The 12,200-nt window shown below is 67.9% G+C and carries 14 protein-coding genes; 8 read left to right on the top strand and 6 right to left on the bottom strand.

All coding sequences use genetic code 11. The features are described from left to right. Nucleotides 1-243: 243 nt before the first annotated feature. Nucleotides 244-591, bottom strand: a complete 348-nt coding sequence (locus L324_RS29010; protein ID WP_037315723.1) for a hypothetical protein — start codon at nt 589-591, stop codon at nt 244-246. Nucleotides 592-990: 399 nt separating this feature from the next. Here L324_RS29010 and L324_RS29005 point away from each other — a divergent pair, with 399 nt between their 5' ends. After that, the gene (locus tag L324_RS29005) at nt 991-1,878 is read left to right on the top strand and encodes a glycoside hydrolase family 19 protein (RefSeq protein ID WP_037315720.1); all 888 of its coding nucleotides are present in this window, start codon (nt 991-993) and stop codon (nt 1,876-1,878) included. Nucleotides 1,879-1,934: 56 nt separating this feature from the next. Here L324_RS29005 and L324_RS29000 read toward each other — a convergent pair whose 3' ends face one another. After that, complete coding sequence (locus L324_RS29000; protein ID WP_037315717.1) at nt 1,935-2,435, bottom strand: MarR family winged helix-turn-helix transcriptional regulator; 501 nt, start codon at nt 2,433-2,435, stop codon at nt 1,935-1,937. A 64-nt stretch (nt 2,436-2,499) separates the two neighbouring features. Here L324_RS29000 and L324_RS28995 point away from each other — a divergent pair, with 64 nt between their 5' ends. Further along, nucleotides 2,500-3,000 (top strand): cupin domain-containing protein, encoded by a 501-nt coding sequence (locus L324_RS28995; RefSeq protein WP_037315714.1) that lies wholly within the window; start codon nt 2,500-2,502, stop codon nt 2,998-3,000. Here the strand turns inward: L324_RS28995 and L324_RS28990 are convergent. Together L324_RS28990 and L324_RS28985 are read right to left on the bottom strand one after the other, a co-directional pair. Continuing rightward, the gene (locus tag L324_RS28990) at nt 2,994-3,923 is read right to left on the bottom strand and encodes a hypothetical protein (RefSeq protein ID WP_037315709.1); all 930 of its coding nucleotides are present in this window, start codon (nt 3,921-3,923) and stop codon (nt 2,994-2,996) included. The genes L324_RS28995 and L324_RS28990 overlap by 7 nt on opposite strands. Nucleotides 3,924-3,935: 12 nt before the next feature. Beyond that, nucleotides 3,936-4,742, bottom strand: a complete 807-nt coding sequence (locus L324_RS28985; protein WP_037315705.1) for an exodeoxyribonuclease III — start codon at nt 4,740-4,742, stop codon at nt 3,936-3,938. Between the two features lie 106 nt (nt 4,743-4,848). Here L324_RS28985 and L324_RS28980 point away from each other — a divergent pair, with 106 nt between their 5' ends. Next, the gene (locus tag L324_RS28980) at nt 4,849-5,592 is read left to right on the top strand and encodes an MBL fold metallo-hydrolase (protein ID WP_037316586.1); all 744 of its coding nucleotides are present in this window, start codon (nt 4,849-4,851) and stop codon (nt 5,590-5,592) included. 351 nt (nt 5,593-5,943) lie between these two features. Here L324_RS28980 and L324_RS28975 read toward each other — a convergent pair whose 3' ends face one another. Both L324_RS28975 and L324_RS28970 read right to left on the bottom strand, forming a co-directional pair. Next, the gene (locus L324_RS28975; RefSeq protein ID WP_081736518.1) at nt 5,944-6,249 is read right to left on the bottom strand and encodes a hypothetical protein; all 306 of its coding nucleotides are present in this window, start codon (nt 6,247-6,249) and stop codon (nt 5,944-5,946) included. A gap of 215 nt (nt 6,250-6,464) precedes the next feature. Continuing rightward, nucleotides 6,465-7,688 (bottom strand): NADP-dependent isocitrate dehydrogenase, encoded by a 1,224-nt coding sequence (locus tag L324_RS28970; RefSeq protein WP_037315703.1) that lies wholly within the window; start codon nt 7,686-7,688, stop codon nt 6,465-6,467. Nucleotides 7,689-7,925: 237 nt separating this feature from the next. Between L324_RS28970 and L324_RS28965 the strand changes: the two genes are divergently transcribed. From L324_RS28965 to L324_RS28950, 5 genes are all read left to right on the top strand, one after another. Continuing rightward, on the top strand, nt 7,926-8,675 hold the full coding sequence (locus tag L324_RS28965) for a hypothetical protein (RefSeq protein WP_235783679.1): 750 nt from the start codon (nt 7,926-7,928) through the stop codon (nt 8,673-8,675). A gap of 59 nt (nt 8,676-8,734) precedes the next feature. Continuing rightward, entirely contained in the window at nt 8,735-9,859 is a 1,125-nt protein-coding gene (locus L324_RS28960) for a sensor histidine kinase (protein WP_051174145.1), read from the top strand. Then, the gene (locus L324_RS28955) at nt 9,856-10,524 is read left to right on the top strand and encodes a response regulator (RefSeq protein ID WP_037315700.1); all 669 of its coding nucleotides are present in this window, start codon (nt 9,856-9,858) and stop codon (nt 10,522-10,524) included. Before L324_RS28960 ends, L324_RS28955 begins: the two co-directional genes overlap by 4 nt. A gap of 607 nt (nt 10,525-11,131) precedes the next feature. Next, nucleotides 11,132-11,302 (top strand): hypothetical protein, encoded by a 171-nt coding sequence (locus L324_RS42885; RefSeq protein WP_161780890.1) that lies wholly within the window; start codon nt 11,132-11,134, stop codon nt 11,300-11,302. After that, the gene (locus L324_RS28950) at nt 11,302-12,054 is read left to right on the top strand and encodes a Crp/Fnr family transcriptional regulator (RefSeq protein ID WP_051174144.1); all 753 of its coding nucleotides are present in this window, start codon (nt 11,302-11,304) and stop codon (nt 12,052-12,054) included. Before L324_RS42885 ends, L324_RS28950 begins: the two co-directional genes overlap by 1 nt. Nucleotides 12,055-12,200: the final 146 nt, after the last annotated feature.

Raw genomic sequence — 12,200 nt, 5'->3', positions numbered from 1 at the left:
CGGGGGAAGGGATCTCCGGGCCGGCTGCGACGCCGCGTCACCGTCATGGACCTGAGCGTGGCGATCAGCGCGCCACTAAACAATCCGGGCCGGACTAGGTGTACCTACCCAAGTAATCCGACGGAGCGACTTTCGCCCCCTAATCGCGATCCGCCGGCAGAGCGACTTTCGCCCCCTAATCGCGATCCGCCGGCAGAGCGACTTTCGCCCCCTAATCGCGATCCGGGGGCAGGGAGGCCCAGGTCAGGGGCGGCGCGGGTGGGTGAGGGCCTCGCCGTCGGCGAGCACGGCCTCGGCCATCGCGGCGACGTCGGCGGCGGGCTGCACCGGGGTGGCGGCAGCCGGGACGACAGGAGCGGCAGAGCCGACGGTGGCGGCACGCGCCTTGCGGCGCTGACGGAAGACGCCGAAGGCCATGCCGACGATGCCGAGGGCGACGGCGACCAGGCCGACCGGGCCCAGAAGACCGAACGCCATCTCCGAGCGCGATGTCGACTCCGCGGCCGACGCCGGGACCGCGCCCGCGATGAGCAGCGCGACGGGGATCGCGACGACCGCCGCGGCCCTGGCCGCGGGCAGAGCCGACCGCATCAGGAGATGAACTGGGTTCCGCACCGGAGTGCCTCCCGTGACGTGACAGTGCCGAACCGGAACGCTAACCCGAACGAGTGAGCATTTCCAGGTTGCTGGTCAAAAAACTACCGAGCGTGTCAAGACCTGTGGGTTCTGATCAACTCGGGGAACGAGACTAGCCCCTCACAGGGGGGATCTTTCGAGCACCCCTACCCCTCAAAGTATGTCGCGAGCTGAAGGCGTTCCGGCAAAACGCGGCACATTACGCCGTTCGGCTGCCACCGCGGGGCCGAACAGGCACGATCCGACTTTCCCCGGTTGGTTTCTTGCGCGCAATGGTCTATACCTGTTGGCCATACCCCTTAAAAGGTATAGACCAATCTCCCTGCATGGTCCCCCCGTACGAAGGAGCCACCGATGTCTCTTCGACGTATTCTCGCGGCGGTCGCCGCCACCTTCGCCGCCACCACGGTCGCCGTGGTCGTCCCGGCCCAGTCCGCCGCCGCGGCGGACTGCGTGGCGCCGTGGAACGCGAGTTCGGTCTACTGGGGCGGCAACACCGCCTCCTACAACGGGCACAACTGGTCCGCGAAGTGGTGGACACAGAACGAAACCCCCGGCACGGCGCAGGTCTGGGCCGATCAGGGCAGCTGCGGCGGCGGCACGACCAACCCGCCGAACCCGTCCGGCTTCGTGGTCAGCGAAGCCCAGTTCAACCAGATGTTCCCCAGCCGGAACCCGTTCTACACCTACAACGGCCTGGTCACCGCCCTGAGCGCGTACCCCGCCTTCGCGGGCACCGGCAGCGACACCGTCAAGAAGCAAGAGGCGGCGGCCTTCCTGGCGAACGTCAGCCACGAGACCGGCGGACTGGTCCACGTCGTCGAGCAGAACGAGGCCAACTACCCGCACTACTGCGATACGAGCCAGTCCTACGGCTGCCCGGCGGGCAACGCCGCGTACTACGGCCGCGGCCCGATCCAGCTGAGCTGGAACTTCAACTACAAGGCCGCCGGCGACGCGCTGGGCCTGCCGCTGCTGACCAACCCGTGGTTGGTGCAGAACGACGCGGCGGTCGCCTGGAAGACCGGCATCTGGTACTGGATGACCCAGAACGGCCCGGGCACGATGACCCCGCACAACGCGATGGTCAACAGCCGCGGCTTCGGCGAGACCATCCGCAGCATCAACGGCAGCCTCGAGTGCAACGGCGGCAACCCCGCCCAGGTGCAGAGCCGCGTGAGCAAGTACCAGCAGTTCACCGGCATCCTCGGCGTCGACCCCGGCGGCAACCTCTACTGCTGACCCGGCCAGGGAGCTGAAGGGGCCCTTCGCCGCGTCACATGCGGCGAAGGGCCCCTTCAGCTCTCCAGGGACATCAGCAGCCGACGCAGCGAAGCGTCCAGGACGTCGAGGTCGTCACCAAGCGGCGAGAGCAGCTTCGCGACGTTCGCGGTGTGCTCGGTCATCGCGGCGTCGACGACTTCGAAACCGCGCTCGGTCAGCGTGACCCGGAAACTGCGCCGGTCCTCCGGGTCGAGCGCGCGCTCGACCAACCCCGCCGACTCGAGCCTGTCGATCCGGCTGGTCATCCCGGCCCGGGACATCATCAGCGTCGCGGACAGCTCGGACGGGATCAGGGTGTACGGCTTCCCGGACCGCCTGAGCGCCGCGAGCACGTCGAACTCCCCTTGTTTCAGGCCATGTTTCGCGAAAACCGCCTCCACCATCGGCGTCGTCAGCATCACCGCGCGCCCGAGGCGCCCCGCGACCCCGATCGCCGTCAAGTCCAATTCCGGCCGTTCCCGGCGCCATGCGCCGACCACCGCGTCGATCGCGTCCGCGTTCCGCTCTTCACTCACGGTCGAAGTCTATTAGATCGGAGATAGTTTGACAGCGAACTATCAGTGGTGGAACTATTCGGCTATGACGCAGAGCATCGAAACCCGCGAACCCGTCCTCGTCCGTGCCTCCGAAGCGGAGACCGTCGGCGCCGGCCCCACCCTCGTCACCCTGCTCGCCGACGTCTCGACCACAGGCGGAGTCATGAGCAGTGCGAGAACCCAGTTGGGCGTCGGGGCCGACGGCGCGGCGCCGCACTATCACACCGGCTCCTCCGAGATGTTCTTCATGCTCGGCGGAAACCTGGAAGTCCTTGTGGGAGAAGAGATCGTCACCGTTTCCGAGGGCGACATGCTCGTTGTCCCGCCGATGACGACACACGCCTTCCGCGCGGCGGCGGACTCTCCCGCGGACGTGCTGATCGTGTTCATCCCCGGCGTGGAACGCTTCGGCTACTTCCGGCTACTGGAGAAGGTCGGCCGCGGGACGGCGACCGTCCAGGAACTCTTGGACAGCCAGGAGGAATTCGACAACCACTTCGTGGACAGTCCAGTGTGGACGGAGAGCGCGAAGAGCCGTCAGTAGCCGCGCGGCGGATAACCCGGCGGCGGCCCGTAGGGGCCCGGCGGTGGATAGCCCTGCGGCGGGTACCCGGGCTGTGGGTACTGCGGTTGCGGGGGCTGCGGATACTGCGGTTGGGGGTACTGGGGCTGAGGGTAGGGCGGCGGATAGCCCGGCTGCTGTGGCGGATACGGCGGCTGGCCGTACTGCGGCGGAGGCGGATATTGCTGCGGATACCCGGGATTCTGCGGCGGATAGGGCGGTGGCGGGTACTGCTGAGGCTGCGGTTGCGGCGCGGCGGGCTGCCCACCGCCGAGGTGCAGAGGCAACACCGAGACCAGCTGCCCGAGTTTGCCCAGCGTCGCGAGCACGTCGTCCGGCTTGGTCCGGCCGAACGTCGGATTCTCGACGTAGACCAGCTCCGCCCCCACCAGCGACCAGGTGTGCAGCTTCGACGACCGCATCAGGGCGGCGACCTGCGGCGTCAGCACCTGGACCGCGATGTTCGGATCGGTGTCGATCAGCTTGTACCAGCGGTTGAACTTCCGGTCCGCGGTGGCGGGCTCGGGATACTGCTCGACGTCCCAGGCGGATTCGATGCTCGACACGATCTGGAAGTTCGGCATCGGCGCGGGCAGGGTGACCACCCAGACCGTGTCGATCGAGATCGTGTCGAGCTCATTGACCTTCTTGTTGGTCCACCGCGTGTGCACGCTCGTGACCGTCGGGCGGCGGTGATAGTCGAAAACGCTGAACGGGAGCCCGTTGTACGCGCCGCTCAGCGCGCCGAACGCGATCCGTTTGTCGCCGCGCTGGTTGAACGGCAGCACCGTCCAGCGTTCCAGCAGGTTCGGCGCGTCCGGGCTGAACTCCCACCCGTACTGGCCCGACATCTGGTAGCGCTCGGCGTTCGTCGCCTCGATACGCCTGGCTTCGTTCGTCTCCATGACCGGCCCAGGTCAGTCGGAGTAGGTCGCTGTCACGGGGGCGTGATCGGACCACCGCTGCTCGTAGGACCCGGCGCGCTCGACCACGACCGACGTACACCGCTCGGCGAGGCCGGGAGTGGCGATCTGGCAGTCGATGCGCCAGCCCGAGTCGTTGTCGAACGCCTTCCCGCGATACGACCACCAGGTGTACGGGCCCGGACCTTCCGGATCGAGTTTGCGCTGCACGTCGACATAACCGGCCTCGGTGAACACGCGGCCGAGCCACTCCCGCTCCTCCGGGAGGAAGCCCGAGCTCTTCTGGTTCCCGCGCCAGTTCTTCAGGTCGGTCTTCTCGTAGGCGATGTTCCAGTCCCCGACCACGACGACCTCACGGCCGCCGGCCTCGGCCTTGGCGCGCAGGTCGACGAGGTACGGCAGGAACGCCGCCATGAAGCGCTCCTTCTCGTCCTGGCGCGGGGTCCCGACGTCGCCGCTGGGCAGGTACAGGCTCGCCACCACGACGTTCGGCAGGTGGATCTCCGCGTAGCGGCCGCTGTCCTCGAATTCGGGCTCGCCGAAACCGATGCGGACCTCTTCCGGCTCGGCGCGACTGAAGAGCATGACGCCGTTGCGCCCCTTCTGTGCCGACGGCGCGTGCACCACGTGCCAGCCTTCGGGCGCGGCGGCACCGGCCGGGAGCTCCTTGAGCTCGGCCCGGACCTCCTGGCAGGCGACGACATCGGCCTTGGTGGAGCCGAGCCACTCGACGAAGCCCTTTTTCGCGGCGGCACGGAGGCCGTTGACATTCACAGTGGAGACGGTCAGCACCCTTCGCACGCTACCCGGAGGGTCTGACAGAACCGTCAGGGGTGGAGCGGCGCGGCGAGATCCCGTGATCACGAAAGTCGCGCCGTTACCCGCGGCGCTCTGCGAGACTGCGCGCATGAGCGAGCTGACCGTGCTGGGCAGCTGCGGCGCCTGGCCCGAACCGGGCCGCGCCTGCGCCGGCTTCCTCCTGGTCCACGAAGGTTTCCGGCTCGTGCTGGACCTCGGCTACGGCGCCGCGTCGCGGCTGTTCGAACACTGTCCCGGCGGCCGGGTCGACGCGGTGGTGGTGACGCACGAGCATCCCGATCACTGCGCGGACGTCAGCGCGCTCGGCCGGGCGCGTGCCTATGGGCTGCCGGACGAGCCGAGGATCCCGTTGCACTGCACGCCGGGCACGGTCCGGCGGCTGGAGGCGCTGGAACCGCGGCCGCATCCGACGACCATCTTCGACATCTTCGACCTCGGCCCGCCGCGCGAGGTGGGGCCGTTCCGGATGACCACGTTCCTGCTGCTGCACCATGTGCCGAATTACGGCGTCCGGTTGACCGCGCCCGGGCTCACCGTCGCCTATACCGGCGACAGTGGGCCCAGCCCGATCTTGGCGGAGCTGGGGCGCGACGCCGATCTGCTCATCGCCGACGCGACCCTGCAGGGTCCGTCTCCCGACGAGACGCCGCGGCTGGTGTCGACGGCCGGCGAGGCCGGGTACTGGGCCGAACGCGGAGGCGCCCGGCGGCTGCTGCTGACCCACTTCTGGCCCGGCTCCGACCGCGGGATCTCGGTGGCCGAGGCGCGGGAGGAGTTCAGCGGCGAGGTGCTGGCTGCCGACGAGGGCACCCACGTGCGTTTAGCGGGCTAACCGCGATCCGCGCGCGTCCCTGCCCGCTCGCATTCAGAGGACGAAATGCACCTCACGTACCCCACCGACAGGTCGACATTCGCGGGCTAACCGCGATCCGAACCCGACCCGAGCGGGACTCGCGGCCCCCTCGCATCCAGAGGACGAAATGCGGAGCGGGCCCCGGGACCTAACGCATCGAGAGGACGAAATGCGAAGGGGACTCGGGACCGAACGCATCCAGAGGACTAAATGCGGAGCAGGTGCGAACGCGGCGGAGAGGGCGAGGCGCAGCGGGGCGGGGTCGAGCGCGGGGGAGAGCGGCGGGAGCGGGAGGGCGCGTTTAGCGGGCTGAACGCGACGCGGGAGGGGTCACGGGCCGCACTTCGAGCCTTCGACCGGGGCCACGTACTGGGCCGAGACCCACTTGCCCTCCGCGATCTTGCGGAAGCCGTTCTCGACCACCGGCTGGGCGTCGATCTTCGCGTCCTTGACGTACTTGCCGACGATCTTCTGCCCACCGGGGGTGTCGCGCGCGTTGAGCACGTCGGCCGTCACCACGACCTGGCAACCGGTCGGGCTCGAAGCGCTCGACGCCCTGTCCTGCCCCGAGATGGCGACGACGACGATCAGCGCCAGTCCGCCGCCGATGAACAAGACCGGTTTCGAGATGGCCATGATGGTCACTCCTCGAACAAGGGAATCGTTTTCTTCCTCGACCAGAGTGACAGAAACCGGGACAGTCGCCCAGATCCCGGATCGCCAACCACTCGGAGGCGCCAACCGGACGGCCTCCGCGCTACCCACCGTCACACCACAGGCCGAAGTACGCGAGGGCCCCCTTCACCGCGCTGGACGCAGCGAAGGGGGCCTTCAGGCACTTACAGCGAAACTCAGCCCTGGGCGATCTTCTTGGCCAGGTTGTCGTCCAGCGTCGCGAGGAACTCCTCGGTGGTCTGGAACGCCTGGTCCTTGCTGATCAGCAGCGCGAGGTCCTTGGTCATCTTGCCGCTCTCGACGGTCTCGACGACGACCTGCTCCAGCTTGTTCGCGAACCCGATCAGCTCCGGGTTCGAGTCCAGCTTGCCGCGGTGCTCGAGGCCCCGGGTCCACGCGTAGATGGACGCGATGGGGTTGGTCGAGGTCGGCTTGCCCTGCTGGTGCTGGCGGTAGTGCCGGGTCACCGTGCCGTGCGCGGCCTCGGCCTCGACGGTCTTGCCGTCCGGGGTGCGCAGCACCGAGGTCATCAGGCCCAGCGAGCCGAAGCCCTGCGCGACCGTGTCGGACTGCACGTCACCGTCGTAGTTCTTGCACGCCCAGACGTAGCCGCCCTCCCACTTCATCGCGGCGGCGACCATGTCGTCGATCAGGCGGTGCTCGTACGAGATGCCCTTGGCGTCGAAGTCGGCCTTGAACTCGGCCTGGTAGATCTCCTCGAACACGTCCTTGAACATGCCGTCGTAGGCCTTGAGGATGGTGTTCTTGGTCGACATGTAGACCGGGTACTCGCGGTCGAGGCCGTACTGCAGCGAGGCGCGCGCGAAGTCCTCGATGGACTTGCGGTAGTTGTACATCCCCATGGCGACGCCGCCGCCCTCGGGGAACTTCGCGACCTCGAACTCCATCGGCTCGGAGCCGTCGTCCGGGGTGTAGCTGATGGTCAGCGTGCCGGGACCGGGGACCTTGAAGTTGGTCGCCTTGTACTGGTCACCGTGCGCGTGACGGCCGATGATGATCGGCTTGGTCCAGCCGGGCACGAGCCGCGGGATGTTCTGGATGACGATCGGCTCGCGGAAGATGACACCGCCGAGGATGTTGCGGATCGTGCCGTTGGGCGAGAGCCACATCTTCTTCAGGCCGAACTCTTCGACCCGCGCCTCGTCCGGCGTGATCGTGGCGCACTTGACGCCGACACCGTGCTTCTTGATCGCGTTGGCCGAGTCGACGGTGACCTGGTCGTCGGTGCGGTCCCGCTCCTCGATGCCCAGGTCGTAGTACTCCAGGTTCACGTCCAGGTACGGGTGGATCAGCCTGTCCTTGATGAACTGCCAAATGATGCGGGTCATCTCATCGCCGTCGAGCTCGACGACGGTGCCCTGGACCTTGATCTTGGCCATGAGCAGCGGTGCTCCTTCCGCGGATCTTCGCGTTTCTTCTTCAGTCTCCGGTAGCGGTACAAGCGTACTGCTTAACGGTCCTTGATGGTTCCAGTAGTGGTCGGTATCAAGTCTCCACGAGGCCGATGTGACCGACGTCACCCGGTCGGACGACGGCCATCCGGCCGTCACGGGACCCGCGGAACCGCGACATCATCGAACCGCACTCCTCAGCCGGCCACCGGAAGGGCGGTCCCCATGTCCACCAACCCCTACGCCGTACCGCCATACGAACAACAGCAGCAGCCGGCCATGGAGCCCTACCCGCAGCCTAGGCAAAGCAGCCGCGCCGTGCCCCGCGTGCTCAGCGCGCTCGGCGGGTTCCTGCTGACGCCGGTCGCGCTCGGCATGGTGATCTACGGCGGCTTCCCGATCTGGATCGGCACCGGACTGCTCGCGCCGATCGTGCTGGACCTCCCGGTGATCGTCGCCGACCTGATGAAGCCGCAACCGGCCGGAACACCACTGGAGAACTGGGTCTGGGCCGTCGTCTACGGCGGTTTCGCCTGGCAGGGCGTCCTCCTGCTGACCGCGTTCGTGCTCTACGCCCGCGATCGCTGGTGGTTCGTCGTCACCGGCACCGTGCGGCCGGGGACGATCGGCGTGGCGGGTGGGCTCGGCATCGCCGCCGCACTCGTCACCGCGATCGGCCATACGATCTGGGCGTTCGGCCCCGGCGGCATGGCGGCCCGCGGCCAGGACGTCGTGATCGCGCTGCTCGGCCTGCTCGCCGCGGTGGCCTTGGCGACCGTTTCGCGAGGACGGTTCTGGCCGCGGCTCGTGCTGGTGTGGACGGGCGCCGGGGCGATGGCGGGCTCCGGTGCGTGGGGCCTGTTCAGCGCGTTCACCATGGGCTCGGCGGGGCATGTGCCGGTGCTGGCCGTGCAGGTGACCGGCGGGGTGCTGATGATGACGTCGATCCTGCGGCGCCTACCGCACACGGCGTAGCCGGGAAGCCGCTTCTCAACGGACGCGGTACGCCGCTTCCCCGGGGTAGCTTTCGTCCTGTGCTGCTGAAAGAACGGTATCCGTGGAGCCCCTGGGCGGGCCGCGTCCTGCGCGTGGTGCTGCCGCTGGGGTTCGTCCTCGGCGCCACGAGCAGCGCGGCCCGCTGGCAACCGGGCGCCCCGTCGCTGACCACGCTCGGTGCCCTCTGGCTGGTCGCCGTCGCGCTGCCGTTGCTGGTGGTCCACCGGTTCCCGATGACGATCTTCCTGCTCACCTCCGTGCTGACGCTGGGCTACTACGCGTCCGGCAACCCCGGCGGGCCGGCGGTGGTGCTGCCGACGATCGCGTTGTTCGTGCTCACCAAGATCCGCGGGCCGCTGGTCGCCGGGATCACCGGCGGATCGTTGCTGGTGGCAGCCGGTATCGCGTTGTTCGCCCGGCACGGGTTCGACGGTTTCGACCTCCGGGCCGGGCTCGGCTTCGTCTGGGTGATCGCGGTCGTCGGGATCGGGACGGCGGTGCGCAACGGCCTGGCCGCGGCGCGGGCCCGGCGCGAGCAGGCCGACGAGCACCGGCACCGGATGGCCGAGCAGGAGCGGCTTACCATCGCCCGTGAGGTGCACGACGTCGTCGCGCACAGCCTCGCGATGATCAACGTCCAGGCCGGGGTCGCCGCGCACGTCGCCGACCGGCGTCCTGAGCAGGCGAAAGAGGCGTTGCTGAACATCAAGGAGGCGAGCGCTTCGGCGCTGAAGGACCTCCGCGCGACGCTGGCCGTGCTGCGGTCCGGCGAGGACAAGGCGCCCGCGCCGAGCCTCGCCCAGGCCGGCGAACTCTTCGAGCACGCGCGGGCCGCCGGGCTGGAGGTCCGTGTCGACGGCGAACCGGGCGAGCTGCCCGCTCCCGTCGACGGCGCCGCGTACCGGATCCTGCAGGAATCGCTGACGAACGTGGTCCGCCACGCGAACCAGGCGCGCGGCGTCGAGGTCAGGTTCGAGCGGAAAACCGGTGCGCTGACGCTGCTCGTCCGCGACGATGGTCGCGGCGCCGTCGAACCCGCGCCCGGCCACGGGCTGCGCGGCATGTCCGAACGGGCGGCGGCGCTGGGCGGCGCGCTCACGACGTCCATTGTGGATGGTGGGTTCCAGGTTCGCGTGGACCTGCCAGTCGAGGGGGAACGATGACGATCCGGGTGGTCCTCTCCGACGACCAGGCGCTGGTGCGCGCGGGTTTCCGGGTGCTGCTGGAGACCGAAGACGGCTTCGAGGTCTGCGCCGAGGCGGGCGACGGCGAGCAGGCCGTCGCGGCCGCTGCCGAGCACAAGCCGGACATCGTGGTGATGGACGTCCGGATGCCCGGCGTCGACGGACTCGAGGCGACCAGGCGGATCACCGCGAATCCGGAGCTGGCGGGGGTGAAGGTCCTCGTTCTGACCACGTTCGACGTCGACGAGTACGTCTACGAGGCGTTGCGCGCGGGCGCGAGCGGGTTCCTGCTGAAGGACACCGACCCGGTGGAGCTGCTGCGGGCGCTGAAGGTGGTCGCCGCGGGTGAGGCGCTGCTGGCACCGACCGTGACCCGGCGGCTGATCGCGGAGTTCGTCGACCGGCCGGAGAACCGCCGCATCGACGTGAGCGCCGTCCGTGAGATCACCGACCGCGAACGCGAGGTCCTCGGCCTGGTCGCCGGCGGGATGTCGAACGACGAGATCGCCGCGCATCTGGTGATCTCGACGGCCACCGCGCGCACGCACGTCAGCCGCATCATGACCAAGATCGGCGCGCGCGACCGCGCCCAGCTGGTGGTGCTGGCCTACGAGTCCGGGCTGGTCAGCCCCCGCCGGTCCTGATCGGGAATTCCCCACCCCGGATTCCCCCAAAAAGATGAGATTTACCGCCGAAGGCCCCGCTTCACCCCGCGTGACCGAGGTGGCGGGATCGCTGACGCTCAGTTAAATCACTGAGATGCACGTGCAAATGCACGACCTCCATGACGGCTGACGCAAGGGTCAGAAGGCTTCTGTCTCAGCTTCCTCTTCACGTCGACCAGGGGAAACATCCGGCTCGCCTGGGCGGCCGAGAATTGCCCGGGAGCGATTTCCAGCCGAACAGGCGTACCGCTAACCCTGATTTCCCGGTGTTTTCAGGCGCGACCCGCCGGAACTGGCGGCGACTTCGTGCACGGTCCGTGATTTTCTGCTTCGAGGGAGCTGGAAATGGTCGTCACTTTCTGTCGTGAAATGGTCCGCTTCGGGCTCCCTGTACGGGGTGTGGCGGCCCCTGAGTTGCTTTCGAGCAATGACTCTGAGCACTAGTCTTCGGAGTCACGGTCGCGCGGCGAGGTCACCTACCTGACGTGATTCTCACCCGGCCGGGCAAGGATCGGAAAAACTTCAAGATCGCATTTCTTCTCACTGGGAGTCACCATTGGCGACAAATAGACCTGATCCCCTTCTGGTGATCACCGCGGGACTCGTCGTTCTCGCCTACATCGTTTTCGCCGCGATCCTCACCCGGCTTCTGCTGACCAGAAAGGTCGCCCAACCCGCCAAGGTGATCGGCTCGGTGGCGGCCCTGGTGGCGGGTCTGCCCGCCATCCTCTACGCGTTCGCGGCGGTGGTGGGCTGATGGGCGGGACGTTCCTGGAGGTGCTCACCGAGCGGCAACGGCGGCGCCTGATCGACCTCGGCAGACATGTCGACTACGCGGCAGGCGCGAACCTGGCGAACCAGGCGGAGCCCGCTCCGCCGGTGCTCATCCTGCAGTCGGGTTACGTGAAAGCCCAGCGTACGGCCCAGGGCGACACTCCGCCCATGATCGTCGACCTGTTCGGCGCGGGGGACGTGCTCGGCCTCGAGGACTGCCTGATCGGATGGTCGAGCCACCTCGCCCACGTCGCCACGAAACCGGTCCGCGTACTCGAGATCCCTCAGAAGACCTTCCGCCGCTTTCTCCAGGACAACAAGCAGGCGATGGGCGCGGCCGCCGAAGCGCTGGCGCTGCGGCTGCGCCGCCGGGACATCGCGCTGGGTTTCGCGCCCGCCAAGATCCGGAGCAGGCTGACCGCATTTCTGGTTCGTTTACAGGTGGTCTACGGAATTCCCCGAGAAGACTGCGTGGTGATCGACGTAGGTCTGAACCACGCGGACATCGCGTCCGCGATCGGGGCGTCACCCGCCTCGGTGAACACCGAGATGGTGAAACTGAAGAACGAGGGCTATCTGACGACGGGATACAAGACCATTCACGTCAAAAAACAATTGCGGGAAGACGGTCCTCCGCTTTTCCCGGCCAAGCAGGCCAAGTCACGGCGGATTCCGCAAATGAAGCTGCCGCGCCGAGAACTCAGCCGCGCTTCAGCTGAAGCGCGAGCCGTATGACGAACACGACGGCCAACGCGGCGACCAGGGCGATTTCCCAGGCCATGGCGGCTCCTCCTCGTCCAGCATCCGAAGGCTCCGATGCTCTGCCCTTAAGGCGCGCCACCGGGGGAGGACGTTCACCGACACGGCCTAACTCACTCGAA

Source organism: Amycolatopsis orientalis DSM 40040 = KCTC 9412 (assembly GCF_000478275.1).
In the GTDB taxonomy this organism is placed as follows: Bacteria; Actinomycetota; Actinomycetes; order Mycobacteriales; family Pseudonocardiaceae; genus Amycolatopsis; species Amycolatopsis orientalis.
Note: the sequence above shows the minus strand (reverse complement) of the source record. Positions and strands in the feature narration are given on the sequence as shown.